This is a genomic window from Virgibacillus ihumii, assembly GCF_902726655.1.
GTDB lineage: Bacteria > Bacillota > Bacilli > Bacillales > Amphibacillaceae > Lentibacillus > Lentibacillus ihumii.
In genome coordinates, this window is sequence record NZ_CACVAN010000001.1 from 2,050,658 (window position 1) to 2,074,173 (window position 23,516).

Here is a 23,516-nt window from a genome sequence, read left to right on the forward strand (position 1 = left end):
AAATATCACCACTCCTTATGCTTGTTTTTTAATGTTTGCTTCCGGAAACTCATATGCTTGCTGTTTAAACAAATAGCTGAATAACACAAATACAATCAGGGATAAGAAAACGGGCACCGTTACAGTATGAACGTCAAGCAAATTCCCATAGGCCTCATTGTAGAAGTGAATCGCAACATAGGAACCAATCCCGGTAAACATGGACGCAATCGCCCCGTATTTATTAGCAAATTTCCAATATAAACCTAAAACCAATGGCCAGATAAAGGATGCTTCTAGTCCACCAAATGCAAATAGGTTCAGAAAAATGAGCAATTCCGGCGGATTAATGGCCAAAAGAAAGGCAACAATTCCGATTACAGCGGTAACTCCCATACTGACGCGTTTCACATGTTGATTGGACGCATTCGGTTTAATATAGTTAATATAAACATCTTTTACTACAGACGAACTGACAAGCAAAAGTAATGAATCCACCGTTGACATCATGGCTGCCAGTGGTGCTGCCAAAACAATCCCTGCAGCCCAGGCCGGCAATACATCCAGTGCAATGAATGGAATAACCTTATCCGCCACCTCAATCCCGGGCAGAATCGGTCGTGCAAAAATACCAATTAGATGCATATTAAGCATAATAAAACCGACAACGATTGTTCCGATAATTAAGGCCCTGTGCATCGACTTCGAATTTTTATACGACATCGCCCTGACCGATACTTGCGGCAGTCCGATAACCCCAACCCCGACCAGAATCCAGAAGGACGAGATATAAAAAGATGAAAGTTGTTGATTTTGCCCAAATGGGGTAACCAAATTCGGGTTTTCCGCTATCAAATCCGCAAATATATTCGAAACGCCGCCACCTGCAATAATGACGGCAATCAGAAGCACCAACGTTCCGATGAACATCACAATCCCCTGAATGGTATCCGTGACAGCAACCGCCCGGAATCCGCCAATAATGACGTAGATTAAAACCGATATGGTGAAAACAAATAAAGCAGATGTATACGATATACCTGTTAAGGACTGAATGAGATATGCTCCCCCGACCCACTGGGCCGCCATGGCAGAAAACAGGAACACGATGATACTGATGGCAGCTAATAAAACGACGGTTACACTTTGATACCGTTCCTTCAAAAAATCAATCAATGTAACGGCATTATAACGTCGTGCAACTATTGCGAATTTTTTACCTAAAATTAATAAGACAAAGTAACCTGTTGCAACCTGGGTCATCGCAAGCAATACCCAACCAAGTCCAATCGAATAAGCTGCGCCCGGTCCACCCAGAAAACTGGATGCACTCCCATATGTTGCAACCATGGTCATGGCTAACACGAGACCGCCTAATTCCCTGCTCCCAAGAAAATAATCACTTAAAAATGTGTCACCTTTCGCCATTTTCCTGTTCGACCAAATCCCGACAAGAAAAATAATCACCAGGAATATTAATAACGGAATGATTACTCCCCAGTTCATGCAGAATTCACTCCTTTATCGTCCTCTTCATCTTCAAAAGACACTTCTTTCAGGACAAATTTAACCACCAGAATAACGAGTACAACCATTACCATAAAACCAACGATGCAACTGTAAAAAAACCAGGCCGGAAAGCCGAGTACATAATTATACTGCTCCGGCGGTTTGGAACCCAATCCATAGGCAAAACCATACCACCAGATAATATTAAAAGCCGCCAAAGCGCACCCCAATAATGCCTCACGATTTGCAATAGCAAAACGAGAATCCTTTTCCTTTTTCGCCATTTTTATCTCCCCTTTATGAATGGAGTATTATACTTGCTATGTCATCACCCGTCTCGTTTATCCTGAATCCTCCTCTCGTATTTGAAATTCTCACCTCCCCACTAGCCAATTCTTTTCTATAATGAACTAATTCTCTAACGTATCCAAATCTCCTTCCGCATCAACGCAGGAAAACGCTTACAGCATCGTTTGTAGTGAACGATGTAAATGTCCACATAATTATTTTTTGATTTATAGTACGTATGATGTATTATGTATAGTATGATACAATATTCATTGTTATCTGTAAACAAGTTTTTTAACAATTCCATTTTATATGAAATTTATTTATAATTAGGATACGTTGGAAAAATGAATTACTATTTTGGAGGAACTCATATGGAACGCATTTTCAATCCATTAAACACCACAACAAACCGATCAACAGAAATAGTGAATCAAATAAAATCCAATCTGCTGGACGGCACATTAAAACCAGGAGATAAGCTGCCGACTGAAGCAGAACTAACCGAACAATTCGGCGTAAGCAGAACCCCCTTAAGAGAAGCTATTAAAGTTCTTGAATCTATTGGTGTCATTACAATTAAAAGGGGATCAGGCATGTTTATCACCAACAACCCGTCCCACTTCTCTTTAAATCCGCTTGTATTCAGCTTAATCATGCACAGCCAAAACCTGGATAAATTAATTGAGTTCAGGCAGCACTTCGAAGTTATGATGATCCATGTCATCAAGTCCAATTGGTCCAGGGAAAAAATTAACCGAATAGAAAAAGTATACAACTATCAGGTCAAAACATTACACCCCGATTTACCCCCTGAACGATTGGCTGAAATCGATTTAGAGTTTCACTATGCTGTACTGGAAGCAACAGAAAATGCTTTAATCATTGAAATCGGGAAAACCATTTATGAACTGTATAAGCCGAAAATGATCCAATCCAAACAATCCGGCAGTATCGATAAAACATTAAAAGCACATAAAATGTATTTGGATACACTTAGTGAGAAAGATACACCATTAGAGGAATCAGAAATAGAAGAAATGATTCGCTTTAACCGGGAATGGTTGATTGGGGAGTAGAGAGTTATTGGTTGGTGCTTATCACTTGGAACATGCTGAATGGTTTAAGGTGACCAGGTACTGTCCTTTTCTCAAACACTCACCCCGGGGAAACGTGGGACAGAGCTTTTGCCCCATATTTCCAAATGGAAGCAGCCGTAGAAGCATGGGGACGGCACTCTTGCTTCCCATCCACCTATGTGAAGGGCATTTTATTAAGATTCAAGCATTGCACTTTAGTCATTCCTCTGTTCCGACTTGAAAGCCGCTCTGTACGCTTGCTTCACCTGCATATCATTCTGTGCATGTTTCATTTGTTGGGCAATCTTATACTGTGACTGACGGGAAAGTTTATTTTGCTGTGCCATACTATAACCACCTTATTTGTTTTACCATTATGTTTTACATAAATGAAGGCAGTATACAATAGCTGTAATAAAATTCTTAGACAAAGGATATAATGCAGGTTCCTTCCCCTAGATGAGCCCGTAATGTGAAGAATATTCTATCCCTCCACCCCCTCGTTGTTAAACTTGGCGAATACTGTTCATTACTACCAAGACGACATTATACGTGATATAACGGAAACAGAATCAGCGTTATAGAGATTTTGCAATCCAATTATTAGGAGGTATTAAGTGATATGACTCGGATGAATGGCAGATATAATAATGGTAAAGTTGTTCACGTTGCCTCTGGATCAGATAAAACAAGCAAATCGTTTACGCGAAAGAAAGCGAAAAGGTTTGATGAGAATAACCGGCTTTTAAAGGAAGCATTATTGGACGATCAAAAGAAGAGAACTGAAATACACTTCTAAACCCCATTAAAAAGATATTATTCATGAAAATCCTTGCTAGCAACTGACGCAAGGATTTTTTTGCCAAGGATGAGAAGCACAGGTACATATCACATGCTTCAAACCCAACAAAGCCATCGAATAAAACGGCAGCTTTGCATATTCCATCATATCAATTTTTTATAAAGCCTCTTCCCTAAACTACAGAGGATATCTCCCCTGAACCAAATCAAGTAGCCCTTCATTCTTTAACTGCTGTTTTGGAACGAGAAATGTTACCGTCACAACTCCTGGGTTCCTACCAATTTCGATAGCCCCATTAATCGTGGCTCGGTTCATCACTTCAGGAACAGTAACATTCAATAATTTGGCCGCTCGTTCCATTCCATTTGTAGTGGCATCATTTAATGTTGCACCACTTCCCACGAAGGAAACCGGGTATGATTCTTCCAGTTCCACTCCCCATTTAGTACTTAATTCACGCGCTTGCTTTTTTTCTTCCTCGCTAAATGGTTTTGCCAAGTGCGGCAAATCTTCTTCAACCGGAAGCAAAATGGGTCCGTCAATTGTTAGTCCTTTTATAACATTGGTCTGAAGATTGACGATTCCCGCAACGTCGGTCGTATGACCGGCGATTTCGCCATCTCCTTGCATCGCATGCATATCACCCAGGTAAACACCTCCGCCAGGTACTTTTACCGAACAAATTAGGATGGCACCCTGACGAACGCGATTAATATCCATGTGGCCATCGGTACGATCTTCAAGTTGTTCTTCCGTAATACTATAATCGTGAGGGGCATTAATCAAAGCTTGTCCAAAGTCACCGGCATTATGTGAGTCCGGCAACGCCCTCGCCGGTGTAGTACCAAGCTGACCTAAAAACGGCCTAAACCTTGCGATAGCGCCAACGATATCATGAGGTGCGAACGTTACTACTGGATTTTGAATGGACTGTTCCGGAGTGCACATATACTGCTGGGCATTATGCGCAACTTCTTCTGCTCCCTGTTTGTTCAACGTCATTCCAATTGAATTATCCTTATTAAAAGTCATCGTATAGGCATTTGTAAAAACAAATGGCGTAACATCTTCATGACAATTTTTACAACGAACTGCTTGTTGACCAATTCCATCAATAACTGTTTCGGGATTAACCGTTCCACAGTTTGGACACTTTCCTGCAACAAATGGATCACCATTAAACTTTCCATTTACAGGTTTATCATTCCCTGAAGCGGTTGCAAGCGAAGTAACTTCAATAGATTTGATATGGATGGCTATCGCATCGCCTACTTCCGCACCTTCGACATAGACAGGCCTGGTTACTTCATGTCCACCCTTCAACTGTGGCGTAATCATAGGACCCCAACAACCAGGTGTTGTATTCGCTACAATATACCCACCATCTTGAACAATGTATTCCATTTCTTTATCAGGATTGAGGACACCATCTGTAAATTCATTGACATAGACCGTTTTCTTGGCAGCCAATTTAGCCACTCCTTTCTATTATTATATTCATTCTAGCATAGAAAGAAAGCGCTTTATTAATAGATTGCTTATAATATGAATAGCGCAACGATAAACGCTGAACAAACGATTCAGTAATCAAATAAGCGATTACCCTTAAAAGAAATCATTCACACGTAATTGACAATATGCAGAAAATATAATAAAATCATTTCATAAATTAAAGGACATTTCCTTAAATGTCCGAAAAGGTTGAGATAATCTTGAAACTGGCATTTATAGGGATTGAAGAAATGAAACCGATTTTGGATAAAATTGCGGTGGATTTTCCGGAATTAACGATGAACTATTATTTTTATGAATTAGAAAGTGAAGCGCTTGCATATACCTTGCAGGCTGAAAAGGAAAATGACGTTATCTTATATGGCGGGCCCACTCCCTATGAAATGGTAACGAAACAGCACAACCATACAATTAAGAGACCCGCTGCATTCATTTCGTATGATGGATCAGCACTATATTATGGAATGCTCAAAGTATTTAAGATGATGGGAGGAGTTGTTAGTAATATAAGTTTTGATACGATCCCCGATTCAGCTATTCAACAAATCTATAGCGATCTGGACATGGATGGTGAGCAATACCAACTTTACAACTCATCCTTTCAATCCAGTAAATTGGTCGAATTTCATCATAACATGATTCAGGAACAAGGCAGCTGTTGTGCTGTAACATGCCTTAAATCAACCTACTTAAAGTTGAAGGATCATATTCCATGCGTACTGGCTATTGCACCTGAGGCGGCTGTAAAACAAGCAGTGCAACAATCCATTCTTCTTTGTCAGTCGGAAAGATTTCGCCAATCACAGATTGTTGCGGGGGTTATTACAGTAACTCCTCATGCGGATTTTGACCAGGATTACATGATTTCACAAAAACAACTCGAAATCCATCATGTTTTACTCTCGTATGCCAATAATCTGCATGCCGCATTATTTTCATTGGGCAACTTTAAGTTCGTTTTTTATACAACAATGGGGATGCTTAAAAAAGCGGATCAAGCATTATTTTATGCGTTTACAAAGGATCTGAGAAAAGTTTTAAACAGTGAAATTGCGCTTGGATTTGGTGTTGGCACAACCGCACAGACAGCCCAGCGTCGTGCAAATATTGCATTAAAATACTGTAAACAAGCGGAAGAAATAGAAAGTTGCTTTATCATCACAGATGAAGAAAGAATTATAAATGTGTTGCAGCAAGATTCGTCAGAAGACTGGTTCCGTTCCGAAAGTAAAGATTTAAGTGAATTAGCCGAGATAAGCGGCATCTCTCAGGTAGTTTTAATGCGCATTTTAAAGGTTATCCAAAAGTTGGACAAGACTGCATATACAGCGGAGGAATTGGGAGATGAGTTATCTCAAACACCACGAAATGCCAGAAGAATATTGAAGCAATTGGAGGAAAAAGGACTGGCAAAAATGGTCGGAAATGAACATTATTCTTCAAGGGGAAGGCCAAAATCAGTCTATGATTTATCTTTTTTAAGATAACGCTGTTTATAAAAGTCAGGAGGCTAAATGATGGAAATCAATATAAATAAAGAACGTTTATGGGATCATATTCATTCACTTGGGAAAATCGGCCGGAATACAGAAGGTGGACTAACCCGCCTTTCATTTACAGAAGAAGAAAAAGCGGCAAAGGAAATGGTTTCACAATGGATGGAAGAGGCAGATATGCGTGTTTACACGGATGAAATCGGTAACTTAATTGGCAGATATGAAGGAAAAAATGTTGATGCACCTGTTGTTTTGGTTGGCTCCCATATTGATACCGTTATAAACGGGGGGAAATTTGATGGCGCTGCCGGCATCTTATCCGCCATTGAAGCAATCCATACGATGAATGAAAAAGCAATTACCCCGTATTATCCGATTGAAGTGATCGCATTTACGGATGAGGAAGGTGCACGATTCAGCAATGGAATGTTAGGAAGCAAGGCAATCGCCGGTACATTAACGAAAGAAGACTTATATCAAATGAAAGATAGCAATCAAGTATCCGCAGCAGAAGCAATGAGGCAATTTGGTTACGACCCGGAAAAGCTTGATACCGTTAAACGATCCCCGGAAAATCTGAAAAATTATTTGGAATTGCATATTGAACAAGGAAAAGTCCTGGAAGACAACGATTTATCTGTCGGAATAGTAACAGGGATTGCCGGCCCAGTTTGGTTCAACGTACGAATCACGGGCGAATCTGGTCATGCCGGCGCAACACCAATGGGTATGAGAAAGGATCCTATGGTCGGAGCATCCATTATTATCAGTAAGATTGAAGAGATTGCCAGCAAGGAAAAACAAGCTGTTGCAACAACAGGCAAGATCGAGTCTCACCCTGGTGGAATAAACATCATTCCTGACTCTATCGAATTCACGGTAGATATCCGCGATATTTCTGAAGAAACACTAATTCGCTTAGAAAAAGAAGTAAGAGAACTGGTTGAACAAGTGACTGAGAAACGTGGTCTAGGGGGTGAAGTGAACGTATTGCATAGGGTCTCCCCTTCTGTAGCTTCACCCGACGTAGTGAAACAATTGGAGGAATCCTGTATGAAAGCGGGGCTCCCAACTTTCCACTTACCCAGTGGTGCCGGTCATGATGCAATGATAATGTCTGAACTTACCGATATGGGAATGATTTTTGTTCGCAGTAAAGATGGAATTAGTCACAATCCCAATGAATGGACAGATAAAATGGATCTGGCAAATGGAACGGAGGTATTATTCCATTCATTAAATGAACTTGCCTCTGAATAGCTGCGATCCATGCCGGAATTTGCCGGTCCAAAACAGAGCACCAAGTGCATGAAAAGCTTCATAACTATAACAGTGAAGGTGTGTGATGTTAAATGTCAGAAGAAAAGAAAAAATTAATGGATCGGATTCCACATCCATTGGCATTGCTGTTTTACATTGTCGTAATTGCAGTGATATTAACCTATATTGTTCCAGCAGGCTCTTATGAAAGAGAAAAAATAGGTGGTGAGACACAAACAATCCCCGGGACCTTTGATTATACAGAGCAAAATCCTGCAGGTCTTATGGATTTGTTCACAGCCATTCCTATAGGATTCCAAGAAGCATCCAACATTGTATTTATTGTGTTTGCAGCAGCAATGATGTTTGGAATATTGGAGAAAACCGGCGTGATGGAAAATACAATCGGAACGTTGGTGAAACGGCTAGGGGTAAAAAGACGATTTATGATTGTCGTTATCATGACCTTTGTTTATGGACTTTTAGGAATTTTCGTCGGGTTTGAAAATAATATTGCCCTCATCCCCATAGCCGTGTTGTTAAGCAGTGCAATCGGCGGAGATAAGATGCTCGGGGCAGGAATTGCGATTGGTGGCGTAGTTATTGGATTTGGCTTGTCACCATTCAACCCATATACGATTGGGGTAGGACACAAAATAGCTGAAATGCCGCTATTTTCCGGTTGGATTTTTAGAAGCATTTTGGTATTCATTGTACTATCGGTACTTGCTGCTTATAATATTTGGTATTTTAAAAAGATACTAAAGGATAGGGAAAAAAGTTTAAGTGATATAGACACTTCAGAAATGCAGCTGACGAAGCCGTTGGAAGAATATAAAATGAACAAGAAAGACATTGCTGTTCTCCTGGTTTTTATAGCAGGACTGGCAGTAATGTTGACAGGGGTTTTTGCTAAAGGATGGTTTATCAATGAAATATCAGCTATATTTCTAATGGTAGCTATTGCAGCTGGCCTGATTTCAGGCATGAATGGGAATCAAATTGCAGAGACGTGCACAAAAGCATTAGCGCCAAGTGCCTTTGCAGCTGTTATCATTGGTGTTGCACAATCGATTCAAGTCGTATTGACAAATGCAAATATCGGTGACACGATCGCTTTTTATTTCACATCTGGACTGGATGCATTTCCAACGTCGCTTGGTGTCATATTCATGGCTGTTTCCCAGTCAATAATCAGTATATTTATACCAAGCGGCAGTGGACAAGCATTGGCTACCTTACCCATTATGATTCCAGTAGGCAGCATGATCGGTCTTACCCGTGAAACCAGTATTTTAGCATTCCAGGTAGGCGATGGCTTAATCAACACCATTGCACCGACATCAGGCGGCCTCATGGCGATGTTGGGATTATGCAGAGTCCCATATGGAAAATGGTTACGGTATATCATTCCATTTATTTTGATTGCTATTCTAATAGGTTGTATTGCACTGGTGACTGCGGTAGTGATTAGTTGGGGAGCGTAAGTTGACAACAACAATTGCATGATATCAACTGAGTACAATCGAATCTGTGATCTGTGGAGAAAATTCGGCATTAAAAACAAGGCTGGCCTCAAGAACAATTCTTTCGGTCAGCCCCATTATTCAAAACTTTTTAATGCTTTCCTATAAAAGATGTAATGGAACATAGTAAAAGACAAACGTGAGTACTATTAGAAATACACCGCTTATAATTAAAGCATTTGGAAACCTTTTGGTTATTTTAATTTCCTTTGGATCTTTTAAAGTTGCAGGGGCTTCTAATATTTTTAACCGAAACTCTTTTTCTATTTGTGTAACCCCTTCTGTTTTTGAAATTAAAGTTAGAGTCAAAATTGACAGTACTACCCCAATAATTACAGGATGTAAGTAAATTGGTAAGTCCGTTACTAGCATTTCATATAATTCTGCACCCACAACGGCAACGAACCCAGCAATGATGCTCCAAAATGCTGCGTTTTTGGTGACTGTCTTTGAATAAACACTCGCAAAAGCCACGGGTCCCCAAGAGGCGGCAAATAAAGTTGCAGCAAAATAGCCAATCCACATTACAGCAGGGGGTTGCCATAGTGTAATCATCATGATAACAATACTGGAAATCAACATTGTATTTCTGCTAAACCTTAAAACAACTTTACTTTCATTCTCCTTGTTAATAAAAATATCATGGGCTACACTGTTTCCTATTAGTTGTAAAAATGTTGAACAAGAAGATAGAATTGCAGCCATAATTCCAACAAGGGCAATAACTCCAAACCATGTTGGCATAAGATTTTTAGCGGACCAAATGAATACGTTCTCCACCGGATTTATATTGGGATTTACTAAATTCACAGTGGCCATTCCCATGTGAAGGAATAGATAAATCACAAATATAGCGATAGTAGCAATGACACCTGACCGAATTACAACATGCTCGCTTTTTGCCATTAAATACCGGCTCGTTTGCCATGGGCTTACAGCAACCACAGTACCCCAAACTAGACCTAATATAACTGCCCACATAAGTGCTTCAACAGGACTATTAAAAAAGGATTCTGATCCATTCAAACCATGCCAGCTCAAAATTCCAGGATGTGTCTGCAGTGATGCAGTATTTATAATTGCATCCGGCCAACCACCTGTTGCATGAAGAATAAAGGGCACCCCAACTACAGTAGCCAGTAAGAAAATTATAAACATAATTGTATCATTCACCAAAACACCTTTTGCGCCGGATAAAAATGTAAATGAAGTGTAAGCTATCCATATTATAGCTACAGAAACACCGTAGGAAATCCCGGAAACAGAAGAGAATAGTAACGCTCCCCCCTGTGTTACTGCAACAAGGTATGCAGAAACGCCGAAAATTGTTGTTATACCAGCTACCTTGCGAATTTTTTGTGAGTCAAAACGCTTACCAAAATATTCTGGAACAGTTAAGGCTCGGCTACGGCGCAAGTATCTTCCAAAGAAAAAAGCTCCCAAAACATATCCACTTGCATTAAAAACAACAAGAATGAGCTGTATAATTGGATAACCAGAATAGGAAAAACCTGCCTCACCCATAAAGGTTACAGAACTTAGGAACGACGCAACCAATGATCCAGTAATCAACAAGGTAGGAGCATTTCTCCCCGATACATAATAATCTTCTACATTCGAAACCTTTTTCGACAAAAATACTCCAATTGCTATAAAAAACAATAGTGCTACAACGATTCCTATTACATATACCATTTATTCATCTCCCTTCACTTTATTTAGAAGTGTTGATCGTCGCTGTTGTTCAACATCTAAAGACATTGATCTCCCCCCTACTTTGCAACATTTTTTTTCTCACGAGAGGTTTTGGATTCACTGTCCATTTTATTGACCATAAATTTAGCAAATAATCCAATAAAAATTAAACCGCTTCCATAAAAAAGTGTGAAGAATAATTCACCCATAAATTTTTGATTCCTCCTTCTCTTCAGAAATTTTAAGAGCTGCATGAAAACCTTCCCAAACTGCTTCATCTAATGTACGCGGGAACTTTGCATCTCCAATCCGATATACATTGTTGAAATGTTTTTTAAACTTTCGAAACACTATCAATGAATCAGAAGCATCCTGTCCAACAGCAAATACAATAGCCGATGGTTCGCGCTCTTCTTTTCGACCACTAAATAAATGCTCCAAAATCACTTTATCCTTTTTCACCCCAGCTAACTTAAAGTTTGGTGTTTGCTTGACACCTAGATTGTCCAATCGTTCCAAAAACTTGTTTCGTTTGTACTGTTGCACTGCCTCAGCAATAGCGTAACTACGTGAAACAATTTCAACATTTTTATTTCGCGATGCCAATAACTCAGCCGCCTCAATTCCGGGCCAATCTCCTTTCCAATCGACAACAAGAATATTCTCTTCTTTAATCCTCCCCTTATTTAGAACATCCCACGACGAATAAGCAGTAATGCCGGTTTTTCTAAATTCTTCGGGTATCAAAGATTTGGAACCAGTGGCAATAATAATTCCAACAGGCTGTTGCTGATTAACCTCCTCTACGGTAACGCGTTTACCTGTCTCAATTTTTACATTTAACCGTTTTAATTCATTAATAAGGTAGGTTTGCCAGTTTCCAACTTGCTCCCTATTTAGCCCCCCTCTTATAACATTTAACTGCCCTCCTAATTGCTCGCTTTCTTCAAATAGCGTTACTTGATGACCTTTCCTTGCCAATGTAAGCGCTGACATAATTCCTGAAGGGCCGCCACCAATTACAGAAAAGTTTTGTATTCGTTTAGCTTGTGGAACATCAGCAAAATGTTTTTCCCGCCCAGTTGCTGGATTAATCGTACAGCGAATTGGAAGATGTTCCTGGTATCGCCCAATACAGCCTTGGTTACAGGCAATACATGGTATAATTTGATCCTCGTTACCCGCTGATATTTTTGACGGCAAATGAGGATCGGCAATTAATGCACGGGTCATTCCAACTACATCCGCATTGTTATCCTGAAGCATCCTTTCGGCAATTTCCGGTTTATAAATTCGTGAAGTGAGAATTAATGGTCGTTTTCCAATAATATCTCTTACTTGTTTGACCCCTTCAAAAAGTTGAGAAGCGGATTCCCCAGCTGGAGGTACAATATAAGAACTTCCTTTGTATGTTGCAGAGGATCCTATTACCAGACTCCAATAATTCAATTCACCCAGTTCATGAAGATAACGGATTATCTTTAGTGATTCCTCCCCTGAAGTACCGACATCATCCTTCGAATGCAGTGACATCCTCATCCCCAATACAAAATCTTCTCCCACTACATCCCGAACACGTTGGATCACTTCTTTTGTAAATCGCATTCGGTTTTCAAACGATCCACCCCAATGGTCAGTACGTTTATTTACCGCTGGACTCCAAAATTGTTCGAACAAATACGTATGTGAACCTACAAATTCCACACCATCAAGCCCTGCTTCTTTTAGATTAAGTGCACTGCTTACAAATCCGTCAATTATTTCCTGTATTTCATCCTCTTCCAATTCTCTTGGAATAATATGAAACCGTTCAGTAGGAATTGCTGATGGAGCTACTACATCAGCATTTTCATCACTTACATATGCTTCCCGTCCATGATGAATTAACTGGGCAAATAGCTTTCCACCATATTGATGTACATTTGCTGCAGTTTTCCTATGGATGTCGATAATTTTAGGGTTACTCGCATCAATTGCAAAAGGAGTATTGAGCCCGGTGTGATGAACACCATGAGCCTCCATAACAATTAACCCGACTCCTCCTTTTGCCCTTTCGGTATGATACGCAATAAAATCATCAGTTGGCAAGTGTTCCTCTACCAAAGTTGTTTGGTGACCGCTTGTCATAATACGGTTTTTAATCATTGTGTTAGCAATTTTTAGTTCAGAAAACAGGTTAGGATACTTCGTCATAAATAAAACCTCCTAGATATCAAAATTAAGTATTAGTTAATTAAGTATATGTTAATATATTAACAAAACTCCTTCTATTGTTTCAATATTCAGTGCAGAATTTTTTTAAAATTTAAATAGGATGAAAAAATGGATTTTTATTTTCTTTAATTATTTTCATAAATCTATTACTATAATAGGGACACAACCTGTTGAGAGGTGTTAAAATGACAAATCAAAAGGATACGAATTACTCCAAAACGGTTGGAGAAAAATTACGTTCTATTCGTTTATCAAAAAATATAACTTTAAATTATATTGCTAGCCAGACGGGACTTACCTCCAGCTTCATTAGTCAATTCGAGCGAGGTAAAACGAAATCATCAATTGCATCAATGCAGAAGATTGCTCAAGTATTAGATATTCCAATAGCCTCTTTATTTGAGAACGGAGATTCACAAATATTCGAAACAGATAATGTTAGCATTGTACGTAAAAATAACCGCCGTCAACTTTCTTTTCCTAAACCGGCGTTAACCCAAGATTTTTTACTTACCAATTTAGATGGAAAATTACAAGTCATTTATTCTACAATAGAACCTGGTGGAAAAAGCGGGGAACCGTACAGTCATGAAAGTGAAGAAGAATGCATCATTGTTTTATCCGGGGAATTGGAAGTTACAATTGAAAGAGAGTCTTTTCATCTTTATGAAGGGGATACCATCAAATTTTCAAGTCGATTATCACATAGTTGGAATAATCCTGGAGTTGAGGAACTAAAAGCCTTGTGGGTAATGACACCACCAAGTTTTTAATATACATAAATTTTTTCCAAGAAAAATCGTTATTGGCTTGCTCCCTAGTAAATTATTGCCGCCCAGTCAATTCTGGGCGGCTAACAAATACAGCAGGTCATAGTTCATATGCCTTTCAGTAAATCCAAAAATTTTATACATACTGTTTCCTAAAATCTTCTATAAAGCTTTCCAGTACATCTAATCTATTCAAAACCTCACCCTTAATTTCTTTATTAAGTAGTTCAGGGTTATCCAAAAAAAGATTGTCCTCCAATTGCTTGCAGTAGCGCTTGATTTTGGCAAGGTAGTCTTTAATTTGTTTTTCGTCCACTTTTTGTATTGTAACTTCTTTCATCAACTTCTTTAGTTGTTCAATATTTTCCTCTCCTTTTTTCAGATCCCTACGTAGGCGATTTATTTCCATTGTAATATTTTTCAACTGACCCTGGTTAAGATTATGACCCTTCTTAAGGTCCACCAATGCTTCCTCTAATTCCTTATTATTTAAATGACTAATATAATCAATTTTGATCCTGTTTACTTTCTGAATCGAAATTTTGGAAGAAGCATCTATGCCTGGTGCTCCTTTTGGCAAGATTATTAAATCACCAAAATGAAAAGCTTCTACATCTGTACCTTTATATTTGTTAAAAAAACATTTTGCATCTTCCATAGCCTTCTGATCTTCAAGATCTATATCCCCTGATTTATCCAGTAACCTATATTCTCTGTTTGCCATTCCCAAGCCCCTCCTTTTTATCCATGTCTATTGTCGTGTGAGATTGTCCCATTCCTTTTCACGGAAAATTATTAGAAAAATATAAGGAGGACTGCTGGCACAACAGAATACTAGATAAAATTCCATCCTTACAAACTCCCTATAGAAGTGTATTTTTAATGTTCCAAGATCGCTTATTAGGTAGTAAGAATCCATACTATGGTTTAGATTATGAGCTGAAGCAAGAAAAAAACTGATCCAAAAGCCACATATATTGTAGCTTACTGAATCAGTCCCTCTATCTAATGCTAGCCAAATGCATTCCTTTTAAGGTTTTTGATTTTCTTTTAAATAAATCCTCCCCCAAGCTCAACCTTCCTGAATAGTACCCGAACTACTCAAATTTTTACTTTGTTGATAAGTTACTGCAGCTTCTCGTAAAGATTTAAATAATTTTCCCCAATGATTACCACCTTCCAAAAGTTGTTCGGGATGAAATTGCATTCCAAGCACCCATGAATGATGGTGACTCTCTATTGCTTCAATAAGACCATCAGATTGGGACCAACCGACCACCTGGATCCCCTTCCCGGGTATATCAATCACTTGTCTATGAAAGGAATTAACACTTATTTCATTTTTTTCTAACATCTGACCCAATTTACTATCGGGTGTAATGATTATATCGTGGGTTGGAATAGAACCGGCAATACCTCTAATCTCCTGGTGATGATCATCACTCGTTAATGTTTTAAGGGTACCTCCTAAGACTTCATTGATCATTTGCATACCCCGGCAAATACCAAGTATAGGCATATTTAGCCGTAATGCACTATCCAGCAAAGCACTCTCAAAGCTAAATCGCTCATCCCCAGTTCCCCGTAATGTAGAGGTATGTTCGATAGGAATATCTAGATCCAAATATCCTCCACCCGTTAACACAATCCCGTCTAGAAAATCCAAGTAGTATGGTATTTCACTTTGATTCTTTATTACGGGGATGATGACAACCATCATTTCATGATTTTCAAGCGCTTTTACATATTGATGATCCGTGTAAATTAAGGGGTGTCCCGGATATAAATCATTAGGATCTCCATTGTCAATATGAGCAGTGATTCCGATTAAGGGTTTCATTAAACAACACTCCAACTAATAGGCAGTTTTTCTATCATGATGGGCATGATCAATTTCCTTTTGAGCAGACTCTTTAGATTCCGACTTAATGGTAAGAGTGTGTTCACGTTTGATGTAAGTGTAGATTAGCCCGATAAAGATCGCAATCGCTGCCAGGCGAATTCCCCATGTCATAGTCTTTCCCGCGAACACCGCTATTGCCTCCCCTGATTCTCCACCAATAAGGAAGGATAGTACAAATAAGACAGTGACAATCATTCCTAGAAACATTGTCAAAAATGCTGTCCATCCATATAAGTTTTTTAAAAGTTTCATTTGATAACCCCCTTTATAAACCAAGTATAGGTAGAATCCCTGTTAACAATATCATACAAAGAACCACATGAAGGACGACCCATATAATGGTGAGTTTAGACGTCTCCTTAAAACCTGACCCTGCTATACCCATAGCTACAAATAATCCAAGTGCAAGAGGAGGAGTCATTCCTTCGAGTGCTCCTGTCATAGCAGGTAACATGAGTGCGAACAAAGTTGCATCCCCACCCAGTGCACCAAATGCGGTAATTACAGCCCCACCAAGAATGGCGATTTGAGCAGAACCCGGAAGAACCATTCCCAATACCATGAAAAAGAGTGGCAGAACAATAATCATAATGGGTACACTCATTCCTATGGAAACAAACCAATCCTTAATCAACTCATTCATTTCCATAGCACTGAATATAGTTGCCGTGGCATACGCCATGTAAATGGTTACTGCAATAGGAACTACTTTTGGGAGAGAATCCTTAAAAACATTCATCAGTTGATTAAATCGATTATTAGATGAAAATATCGCCTTTCTCCCAATTCCCACTGCATATGCTGCTGCTAGTCCTGGCGTAAACATCAAAACAGAAGAGGAAAAAGCCTCAGCACCATCTTGACCAATCCTTCCGATGATAGCATCCTTCATTTGGGCATCGACAAACAACGGAATAAAAATTAAGGCCGGTAGGACGAGTGATGGCCAGCCAACCTTCATGCTTTTTTTAAACTCAGGCATATCAGCCTTGGCAATTGGCTTTACTTTATAAAACTTGCATAACCCCCATAGAGTGACCCATCTTTGAATAAAGAACCAAATTCCAATTCCGTACGCTGCTATGACCCAACTGCTTAGTGAAATAGAACCAGGGTTGATTTCTTCGAGAATTCCATATGTCAGAAAAACTATTCCTGACGGAGGAATGATGTTACCCAACATACTAGCTGACATTTCAGTAGTCGCAGCAAGTCTGTTAGGATAACCTGCCTTTTTCATTGTTGGAATTGTAAAAACGCCGGTCGCGGCTACATTCCCGGGTCCCGTTCCTGATAGGGATGCCATGAATGTACTTCCAAGAAGTGAAACATAACCAGCACCTCCACGGAATCGACCAACGATAGACAGCATTAAATTGATAATTTTTTCAACAACTTTCGTAGCATCAAACAGGACAGCGACAACCATAAACGCAAAAATAGCATAAAATAAGCTACTTGTTGATGGGTATATCAAGGAAGACCAGAATAATTCAAACTGTCCTGTTATAAGGATGGTGAAAAAAAATGCTGAAATCATAATTTCATACATTGGTCTTTTAAATACAATAAATAGAACAGCAATAAACACTATCAAACTAACCAAATAAAGAATAGGAATAGGAATTCCCATGTACACACCTCCAGGAAAACGTTTTCATTTCAAGCTAAAAACTTACAACTGGTTATATCATGTCATGTTTAAGTTATTGTATCAATCAATTTTTGAATTGTCAACCTCTTTTGAAAACGACTGATCCAGTTGTAATTGAGAATGCTATGATTCAATATGAACTGTTGTTATAATGTATTATGACTTTAAAAAACCTGGTAGGTGATTTTTGTAGTGGAAAAATTAAATAGAAAAAGTTCAATGCCCCTTTACGAACAGTTAAAAAATGTACTTGTCCAACAAATTAAATCCGGAGAACTAAAACCACAAGAATTAATTCCTTCAGAACGGGAGCTATGTGAAACATACAATGTCAGCAGAATAACAGTGCGTCAAGCAATCGACTTAACAGTAAATGAAGGATTTTTAAGTCGAAAACATGGTAAAGGAACATTTGTGACTGGTCCCACAATTAAGCAAGAACTTAGTAAAGTAAGCGGCTTTCAATCTACACTGTCACGGCAAGGGATTATAGGAAAAACAGAAATTATTAAATCGGAAAAAATGGAGACGGATATTCAACTGTCCAAAACCCTGGATATTGATGTATTAAGTCAAATTATCAACCTTCAATTAATGGGGTTTGGAGACGAAAGTCCCCTTGTATTCTATGATTGTTATTTTCCGCTTGAGATTGGCAAAGAAATGATCTTATCAGCGGAAAAGGCAATAAAAAGGAGGAAACCATTTTCAATTTTTGATTTATACAGAGAAAATGATATCATACTGCCTACACATACAGAGCAAACTTTTGAGTCAATTTTATCAGATGAGAGATTAACAAAACTATTAAAATTGGAGGAAACAACTGCCATTTTTAAAACCACTTCTGTAATCTATGCATCTGAGCAACCAATTGAATATCGTGTCGCGTACTACAGAGGAGATAAGTTCAATTTTTATCTGACACGTCCCATGGAGTAAATAAACATCAGCAGCTTTTAAGCGAACATTGCCCTCTTAAATATTTTGAATTTTTATAAATATCATATTGACAATACTAGCTCATTATCTTACCCTTAGATTAACTGGTTATAACACGTCATGTAAATTGCTTGAAAAGGAGAAGGTACAAATGAAGGAACAAATCCGTATTGTATCCCCTAATGGACATTTAGGGTTTGCACCGACAAAAGAAGATAGCTTTAAAATTGCTAAAGAAACCAAACCGGATTATTATTGCTGTGATTCAGGGAGCGATGACATCGGCGCTTCTGCTCTTGGATCCGACAGGTCAGTAAGTATGTATAAATGGCAAAAACACGATTTAGAGCTAATGCTATTGGCAGCTAGAGAACAAGGGGTCCCTATGTTAATTGGTTCAGCGGGAGATACAGGTGCAAACAGCCGTGTTGATATGTACGTACAAATGATTAGAGACCTTGCCAAAGAACACAATCTTCCCCCTTTTAAATTAGCCTACTTTTATTCAGAAGTTGAGAAAAGCTATTTAAAAGACAAACTGAATAATGAAATCACCATTGAAGGATTAGACGAACGAGAAAACCTTCAAATGGAAACACTCGAAAAAACAGACCAAGCTGTTGCTGTTGCGGGAATTCACCCTTTCGTTGAAGCACTTGATATGGGTGCCGATGTAATTATTGGTGGAAGATCCAGTGATTGTGCCATTTTTGCAGCACCGGCAATCCGCGAAGGGTTCCCAGAATCGAATGCATATTATTTAGGAAAAGTTTTAGAATGTGCTTCCTTCTGCGCCGAACCATTTGGAGCAAAGGAAAGTGTGATTGGGACAATTACCCACGATGATGTGAAAGTTACAGCTATGCACCCTGGACAGAGTTGCACCATTGCGTCAGTTGCCGGACACGCAATGTACGAACGCGCCAACCCGTATTATGAATATTTTGCAGGTGGCATGCTCGATATGAAAAATTGCGAGTATAAACAATACGATGAAAAAACAACACAAATTACCGGAATGAAATATGTACCCGTAGAGGGAAAAGTAAAGGTAAAAATTGAGGGATCAGGAAAGGTTGGCGAAAAATTTATCGGTATTGCAGGAGTCCGTGATCCTTATACAATTGAAAATATTGATGACGTAATAAAATTTGCTAATGAACAAGTTGAAAAGGAATTTGCGGGAGAAGAGTATCATCTGAATTTCCGTATTTTTGGTAAAGATGGTGTAATGGGTGACCTTGAACCTGTAAAAGAAATCAAGTCTCATGAACTAGGAATTGTAGTTGAAGGGGTTGCTGAATCAAAAGTTACAGCAGAAGAATTAACACTTTTTGCTACAAGACAAATATTTTATGCCCGCCTTCCTGAGGTAAAAGGGACTGCAGGTACAGCTGCCTATTTAATAGATGATGTTATTTACGCAGGACCAACATATGAATGGACAATAAATAACGCAGTTCCGGTTGAAGATCCACTAGAACTTTTCAACATTCATATAGATGAAGTCAATCATACTGTTTCCGTATAACTAAGAAGGATGGTGAAATTTATGGCAAAGAAAACGTTAAATGAACTTGCAAAAACAATTCGTTCAAAAAATGCAGGAACAGATAAAATTACATTCGATATCATTTTCAACAAGAAAAGCAATTATGACCTTGTTTGTAAGAGTAATGTATTAACAAAGGAAACGATTGCAAAACTTTACGATATCCCACTTGAAAAAATAACTGATTTTGTTCAATTTGACCCAGCAAACGCCATTAAGTTTACAATTCGACGAAAACGACCAAGTGGAAGTCCTGGTGATGGGGATATTTTTGGCAGTCAGCAGTATGCTCCATTGTTGGACGTGGAAGTTCCGGTTTAAATTAAATACAATTTCTTTTACCAAAGCACCTGCTCTTTTATCAAGTAGGTGCTTTTGGTATTCTGATTAGCATATTTATCTATACTCCAGAAAATCATAACATAATAATAGACCGCCATGCCGATACATGAAACGGCCTATTATATAACTACCACCAAGGGAGTAGTTCACACACTAAGTTACAAAAGCTAATATTGAAAAGTTTAACCAATATTTATCCACCAAGAAAATTTAATGGAAACATTACTAATCCTGGCATATAAGTGACTATCAGTAACACCAAAACTAAAATTAAAATCTGTGGGAACAAGTATTTAAACATTTCGGGCACTTTAATTTTAGCTATTGAAGAGGTAACGAACAGGCAAACACCTAAAGGAGGTGTAGCTTGTCCTATAGTTAAGCCTACTGCCAAAACGATTCCAAAATGAACTGGATCGATACCAGCCTGTGTTATTAATGGTAAAAATAGCGGTGTGAGTATCGTTAACGCACTGATTGTGTCTATAAATGTTCCAACTATCAACAAGATGATAATAATGATAAGTAAAAGTAACATTGGGCTCTCCGCTACTCCTCCCATCATTTCCACCAGTTGTCTTGGAATTGCATTATAGGACAGGAACCAAATAAACAACGAAGCATTCCCAATTAAAAATAAAATAGTTGCCGTGGTTTTTGCTGTACTTAATAAAATTGGGACTAAATCTTTAATTTTCAGTTCTCGATAGACAAACATTCCAATAATGATTGCGTAAACAACGGCAATCACACCGGATTCTGTGGCTGTAAATATGCCTGACATTATACCGCCGATGATAATTAATGGCATAATTAAAGCCAATACAGCATCCTTTACTCCTTTAAGCACTTCTTTAATAGATGCCCTTTTCTCTCTTGCCTTATAGTTCTCTTTCTTACCAATATAGTAACTATATATCATTAAACTAAAACCCATCAAAATCCCGGGAATAATCCCTGCTATGAACAGGTCTCCTATCGAAACACTTGCAATTACTCCGTACAAAATCATGATAATACTCGGAGGAATAATGGGACCTATTGTACCGGAAGTGGCAACAAGGCTTGCAGAAAAACGGGTATCATACCCCTCTTTGTTCATGGCTGGAATCATCATGCCACCTATAGCTGCTGCGGTTGCAATCGCTGACCCCGTTAATGCCGAAAAAAACATACTAGTCAATACGACAACCATTGCTAAACCGCCGGACATGTGACCGACAACAGTTTGAGAAAATTTTATCAGTCTTTCTGATATTCCACCCTTTGTCATCACTTCGCCCGCAAGGATAAATAACGGTACTGCAACTAGCGTAAAGTTATCAACACCACTTATAACATTTCGCGGAATATTAACAAGCAATGATGGATCTGTTAAGAAAATACCCAGCAAAGAAACAAATCCCAGTGCAAATGCAATAGGAACTCTAATTAAGATTAAAATAAATAATAGAAGAATCAGCGCCGCCATTTAATCACCTGTTTCAAATAAAAGTACAACATGAATATGCCACTAATGGGTAATATCATATTCACAAAAGCCACCTTAATTGGTAAAACACCTATAATTGTTCCCGCATTAAAATTATTTTGCACAAGCCTCCATCCGTAAATGATAAAGACAACAATCATTACTCCTACTACAATCATTTCTAAAACCTTTAGCACGTTCTTTACCTTTTTTGGTGCATTATCTAAAATATCAACTTGTAAATGTTCATTATTTTTTACAGCTAGCGCCGCACCAAAGAAAACACTAAAAATAAAACTAATCATTAAAACCTCTTGGGACCATCCGAACGAAATATCAAATACATACCGAAGTAAAACTTGTAAAAAGGTAATAATTACAGTAATTGACAAACAAAAGACAATAATAATCTCCAGTAATTTTTCAATAAGGGCATCAAGTTTCTGCAAAATTTCACCCTCCCTCGTAATTATTATAGAAATGATAGTTCCAGAGGGAAATCCCTCTGGAATGAGGACAATGAAATTACTCTTGGTTTTTTATCCTCTTAATCAATTCACTGGGAACTTGCTCAGAAACGGCTTCTTTAACATTTTTTGTTGCTTCCCTGAATGCCTGTCGATCCGGTCTAGTTACTGTAACCCCTTTCTCTTTTAATTTATTTATAATTTTCTCATCCTTTTCTTTCAACGTTTGTCTTATATAATCCCTAGTTTCATTAACAGCACTTTGAACAGCTTTTTGTTGATCCTCATTTAACTTCTTCCAAGCGTTATTACCCATCACAACGACAGCGGGAGTATAAGCATGAGCAGTAAGCGCAACATATTCCTGTACTTCATAAAATTTCATAGAATTAATAGTTGCCAATGGATTTTCCTGTCCATCTACCACTCCTTGATCAAGCGCTGAGTATAATTCATTAAAAGCAATTGGTGTTGGAGTAGCCCCTAACGCTTTCATGTGTTCTTCCCAAACTGCAGTAGGTTGAACGCGTATTTTCAATCCATCTACATCTTCAGGTTTCTTAATAGGCCCTCTACTATTGGTTAAATGGCGAAAACCAACTTCCCACCAACCTAATCCTTTCATTCCATGTTCATCAACTTTCGATAGCAAATCATCCCCTATTTTTCCGTCTAAAACACTGTAAACGTGTTCACGATCTTTAAAAAGATAAGGAATACCAAACACTTTAAAACTTGGAACGGTATTTGCGAATGCACTGCCCGCAGCCACCGTAGTCATATCAAGTGTTCCGTCCATCACCTGTTGAACAGCTTCGCCTTCACTTCCCAATGTTGCATTACCATGAATTTCAATAGTCACCTGTCCATTTGATTTTTCCTCTACCAATTCTTTAAACTTCTCAGAAGCAATTTGGTATTGGTGAGTATCCGAACCGGTATGCGCAAGCTTCAGAGTAACGCCTCCCGATCCATCTGCACTATCACCTGAACAACCGGCAACAATTATCAGCAGACCAACAATAAATAGCGTCATTATTTTTTTCATATGCTTT

At 38.6% G+C, this 23,516-nt stretch carries 23 protein-coding genes; 9 read left to right on the top strand and 14 right to left on the bottom strand.

What is annotated here, in order from left to right:
* Positions 1-15: 15 nt before the first annotated feature.
* Together panF and HUX68_RS09970 are read right to left on the bottom strand one after the other, a co-directional pair.
* Entirely contained in the window at positions 16-1,485 is a 1,470-nt protein-coding gene (gene panF / locus HUX68_RS09965; RefSeq protein WP_174614683.1) for a sodium/pantothenate symporter, read from the bottom strand.
* On the bottom strand, positions 1,482-1,772 hold the full coding sequence (locus tag HUX68_RS09970) for a YhdT family protein (protein WP_174614684.1): 291 nt from the start codon (positions 1,770-1,772) through the stop codon (positions 1,482-1,484). Before HUX68_RS09970 ends, panF begins: the two co-directional genes overlap by 4 nt.
* Before the next feature lie 378 nt (positions 1,773-2,150).
* On the opposite strand from HUX68_RS09970, the gene HUX68_RS09975 reads away from it, so the two are divergent.
* The gene (locus tag HUX68_RS09975) at positions 2,151-2,855 is read left to right on the top strand and encodes a FadR/GntR family transcriptional regulator (protein WP_174614685.1); all 705 of its coding nucleotides are present in this window, start codon (positions 2,151-2,153) and stop codon (positions 2,853-2,855) included.
* A gap of 215 nt (positions 2,856-3,070) precedes the next feature.
* Here HUX68_RS09975 and HUX68_RS19430 read toward each other — a convergent pair whose 3' ends face one another.
* Positions 3,071-3,202, bottom strand: coding sequence for a hypothetical protein (locus HUX68_RS19430; RefSeq protein ID WP_281355722.1), 132 nt, complete (start codon positions 3,200-3,202; stop codon positions 3,071-3,073).
* 275 nt (positions 3,203-3,477) lie between these two features.
* Between HUX68_RS19430 and HUX68_RS09980 the strand changes: the two genes are divergently transcribed.
* Positions 3,478-3,654: a hypothetical protein gene (locus tag HUX68_RS09980; RefSeq protein ID WP_174614686.1), complete on the top strand. Its 177-nt coding sequence runs from the start codon at positions 3,478-3,480 to the stop codon at positions 3,652-3,654.
* A 180-nt stretch (positions 3,655-3,834) separates the two neighbouring features.
* On the opposite strand, the gene HUX68_RS09985 is transcribed toward HUX68_RS09980, so the two are convergent.
* Entirely contained in the window at positions 3,835-5,127 is a 1,293-nt protein-coding gene (locus tag HUX68_RS09985) for an acetamidase/formamidase family protein (protein WP_174614687.1), read from the bottom strand.
* Between the two features lie 218 nt (positions 5,128-5,345).
* On the opposite strand from HUX68_RS09985, the gene HUX68_RS09990 reads away from it, so the two are divergent.
* From HUX68_RS09990 to HUX68_RS10000, 3 genes are all read left to right on the top strand, one after another.
* Positions 5,346-6,656: a helix-turn-helix domain-containing protein gene (locus HUX68_RS09990; protein ID WP_174614688.1), complete on the top strand. Its 1,311-nt coding sequence runs from the start codon at positions 5,346-5,348 to the stop codon at positions 6,654-6,656.
* Positions 6,657-6,686: 30 nt separating this feature from the next.
* Positions 6,687-7,925: a Zn-dependent hydrolase gene (locus tag HUX68_RS09995; RefSeq protein WP_174614689.1), complete on the top strand. Its 1,239-nt coding sequence runs from the start codon at positions 6,687-6,689 to the stop codon at positions 7,923-7,925.
* Positions 7,926-8,017: 92 nt separating this feature from the next.
* Positions 8,018-9,412, top strand: coding sequence for a YfcC family protein (locus HUX68_RS10000; RefSeq protein WP_174614690.1), 1,395 nt, complete (start codon positions 8,018-8,020; stop codon positions 9,410-9,412).
* A gap of 141 nt (positions 9,413-9,553) precedes the next feature.
* Here the strand turns inward: HUX68_RS10000 and HUX68_RS10005 are convergent, their stop codons facing one another.
* The 3 genes from HUX68_RS10005 to HUX68_RS10010 form a co-directional block, all read right to left on the bottom strand.
* Positions 9,554-11,146 (bottom strand): sodium:solute symporter family protein, encoded by a 1,593-nt coding sequence (locus HUX68_RS10005; protein WP_174614691.1) that lies wholly within the window; start codon positions 11,144-11,146, stop codon positions 9,554-9,556.
* 77 nt (positions 11,147-11,223) lie between these two features.
* Entirely contained in the window at positions 11,224-11,355 is a 132-nt protein-coding gene (locus tag HUX68_RS19435) for a hypothetical protein (protein WP_281355723.1), read from the bottom strand.
* Positions 11,348-13,339, bottom strand: a complete 1,992-nt coding sequence (locus HUX68_RS10010; protein WP_174614692.1) for an oxidoreductase — start codon at positions 13,337-13,339, stop codon at positions 11,348-11,350. The genes HUX68_RS19435 and HUX68_RS10010 overlap by 8 nt, the downstream gene beginning before the upstream one ends.
* 206 nt (positions 13,340-13,545) lie before the next feature.
* Between HUX68_RS10010 and HUX68_RS10015 the strand changes: the two genes are divergently transcribed.
* The gene (locus tag HUX68_RS10015) at positions 13,546-14,133 is read left to right on the top strand and encodes a helix-turn-helix domain-containing protein (RefSeq protein WP_174614693.1); all 588 of its coding nucleotides are present in this window, start codon (positions 13,546-13,548) and stop codon (positions 14,131-14,133) included.
* 133 nt (positions 14,134-14,266) lie between these two features.
* On the opposite strand, the gene HUX68_RS10020 is transcribed toward HUX68_RS10015, so the two are convergent.
* From HUX68_RS10020 to HUX68_RS10035, 4 genes are all read right to left on the bottom strand, one after another.
* A complete protein-coding gene (locus tag HUX68_RS10020) occupies positions 14,267-14,854 on the bottom strand; it encodes a hypothetical protein (RefSeq protein WP_174614694.1) in 588 nt (195 codons plus the stop codon).
* A 348-nt stretch (positions 14,855-15,202) separates the two neighbouring features.
* Positions 15,203-15,970, bottom strand: a complete 768-nt coding sequence (locus HUX68_RS10025) for a gamma-glutamyl-gamma-aminobutyrate hydrolase family protein (RefSeq protein WP_174614695.1) — start codon at positions 15,968-15,970, stop codon at positions 15,203-15,205.
* A 15-nt stretch (positions 15,971-15,985) separates the two neighbouring features.
* Complete coding sequence (locus HUX68_RS10030) at positions 15,986-16,285, bottom strand: hypothetical protein (protein WP_174614696.1); 300 nt, start codon at positions 16,283-16,285, stop codon at positions 15,986-15,988.
* A 13-nt stretch (positions 16,286-16,298) separates the two neighbouring features.
* Positions 16,299-17,666: a TRAP transporter large permease subunit gene (locus tag HUX68_RS10035; protein WP_174614697.1), complete on the bottom strand. Its 1,368-nt coding sequence runs from the start codon at positions 17,664-17,666 to the stop codon at positions 16,299-16,301.
* Positions 17,667-17,879: 213 nt separating this feature from the next.
* Between HUX68_RS10035 and HUX68_RS10040 the strand changes: the two genes are divergently transcribed.
* From HUX68_RS10040 to HUX68_RS10050, 3 genes are all read left to right on the top strand, one after another.
* Positions 17,880-18,629 (top strand): GntR family transcriptional regulator, encoded by a 750-nt coding sequence (locus HUX68_RS10040; protein WP_174614698.1) that lies wholly within the window; start codon positions 17,880-17,882, stop codon positions 18,627-18,629.
* Positions 18,630-18,780: 151 nt separating this feature from the next.
* Positions 18,781-20,160: an acyclic terpene utilization AtuA family protein gene (locus HUX68_RS10045; RefSeq protein WP_174614699.1), complete on the top strand. Its 1,380-nt coding sequence runs from the start codon at positions 18,781-18,783 to the stop codon at positions 20,158-20,160.
* Between the two features lie 21 nt (positions 20,161-20,181).
* Positions 20,182-20,502, top strand: coding sequence for a DUF4387 domain-containing protein (locus HUX68_RS10050; RefSeq protein ID WP_174614700.1), 321 nt, complete (start codon positions 20,182-20,184; stop codon positions 20,500-20,502).
* A gap of 214 nt (positions 20,503-20,716) precedes the next feature.
* Here the strand turns inward: HUX68_RS10050 and HUX68_RS10055 are convergent, their stop codons facing one another.
* The 3 genes from HUX68_RS10055 to HUX68_RS10065 form a co-directional block, all read right to left on the bottom strand.
* On the bottom strand, positions 20,717-21,994 hold the full coding sequence (locus HUX68_RS10055) for a TRAP transporter large permease (RefSeq protein WP_174614701.1): 1,278 nt from the start codon (positions 21,992-21,994) through the stop codon (positions 20,717-20,719).
* A complete protein-coding gene (locus tag HUX68_RS10060) occupies positions 21,982-22,443 on the bottom strand; it encodes a TRAP transporter small permease (RefSeq protein ID WP_174614702.1) in 462 nt (153 codons plus the stop codon). The genes HUX68_RS10055 and HUX68_RS10060 overlap by 13 nt, the downstream gene beginning before the upstream one ends.
* Positions 22,444-22,519: 76 nt before the next feature.
* Positions 22,520-23,509, bottom strand: coding sequence for a TRAP transporter substrate-binding protein (locus tag HUX68_RS10065; protein ID WP_174614703.1), 990 nt, complete (start codon positions 23,507-23,509; stop codon positions 22,520-22,522).
* Positions 23,510-23,516 lie beyond the last annotated feature (7 nt).

Excerpts from the sequence above, each read along its gene's own strand:
- HUX68_RS10025 (WP_174614695.1), bottom strand. The coding sequence starts at position 15,970 with ATGAAACCCTTAATCGGAATCACTGCTCATATTGACAATGGAGATCCT.
- HUX68_RS10000 (WP_174614690.1), top strand. The coding sequence starts at position 8,018 with ATGTCAGAAGAAAAGAAAAAATTAATGGATCGGATTCCACATCCATTG.
- HUX68_RS19430 (WP_281355722.1), bottom strand. The coding sequence starts at position 3,202 with ATGGCACAGCAAAATAAACTTTCCCGTCAGTCACAGTATAAGATTGCC.
- HUX68_RS10015 (WP_174614693.1), top strand. The coding sequence starts at position 13,546 with ATGACAAATCAAAAGGATACGAATTACTCCAAAACGGTTGGAGAAAAA.
- HUX68_RS09975 (WP_174614685.1), top strand. The coding sequence starts at position 2,151 with ATGGAACGCATTTTCAATCCATTAAACACCACAACAAACCGATCAACA.
- HUX68_RS10005 (WP_174614691.1), bottom strand. The coding sequence starts at position 11,146 with ATGGTATATGTAATAGGAATCGTTGTAGCACTATTGTTTTTTATAGCA.
- HUX68_RS09970 (WP_174614684.1), bottom strand. The coding sequence starts at position 1,772 with ATGGCGAAAAAGGAAAAGGATTCTCGTTTTGCTATTGCAAATCGTGAG.
- HUX68_RS09995 (WP_174614689.1), top strand. The coding sequence starts at position 6,687 with ATGGAAATCAATATAAATAAAGAACGTTTATGGGATCATATTCATTCA.
- HUX68_RS10030 (WP_174614696.1), bottom strand. The coding sequence starts at position 16,285 with ATGAAACTTTTAAAAAACTTATATGGATGGACAGCATTTTTGACAATG.
- HUX68_RS19435 (WP_281355723.1), bottom strand. The coding sequence starts at position 11,355 with ATGGGTGAATTATTCTTCACACTTTTTTATGGAAGCGGTTTAATTTTT.
- HUX68_RS10010 (WP_174614692.1), bottom strand. The coding sequence starts at position 13,339 with ATGACGAAGTATCCTAACCTGTTTTCTGAACTAAAAATTGCTAACACA.
- HUX68_RS10045 (WP_174614699.1), top strand. The coding sequence starts at position 18,781 with ATGAAGGAACAAATCCGTATTGTATCCCCTAATGGACATTTAGGGTTT.
- HUX68_RS10035 (WP_174614697.1), bottom strand. The coding sequence starts at position 17,666 with ATGGGAATTCCTATTCCTATTCTTTATTTGGTTAGTTTGATAGTGTTT.
- HUX68_RS10020 (WP_174614694.1), bottom strand. The coding sequence starts at position 14,854 with ATGGCAAACAGAGAATATAGGTTACTGGATAAATCAGGGGATATAGAT.
- HUX68_RS10065 (WP_174614703.1), bottom strand. The coding sequence starts at position 23,509 with ATGAAAAAAATAATGACGCTATTTATTGTTGGTCTGCTGATAATTGTT.
- HUX68_RS09990 (WP_174614688.1), top strand. The coding sequence starts at position 5,346 with ATGTCCGAAAAGGTTGAGATAATCTTGAAACTGGCATTTATAGGGATT.
- HUX68_RS10055 (WP_174614701.1), bottom strand. The coding sequence starts at position 21,994 with ATGGCGGCGCTGATTCTTCTATTATTTATTTTAATCTTAATTAGAGTT.
- panF (WP_174614683.1), bottom strand. The coding sequence starts at position 1,485 with ATGAACTGGGGAGTAATCATTCCGTTATTAATATTCCTGGTGATTATT.
- HUX68_RS09980 (WP_174614686.1), top strand. The coding sequence starts at position 3,478 with ATGACTCGGATGAATGGCAGATATAATAATGGTAAAGTTGTTCACGTT.
- HUX68_RS10050 (WP_174614700.1), top strand. The coding sequence starts at position 20,182 with ATGGCAAAGAAAACGTTAAATGAACTTGCAAAAACAATTCGTTCAAAA.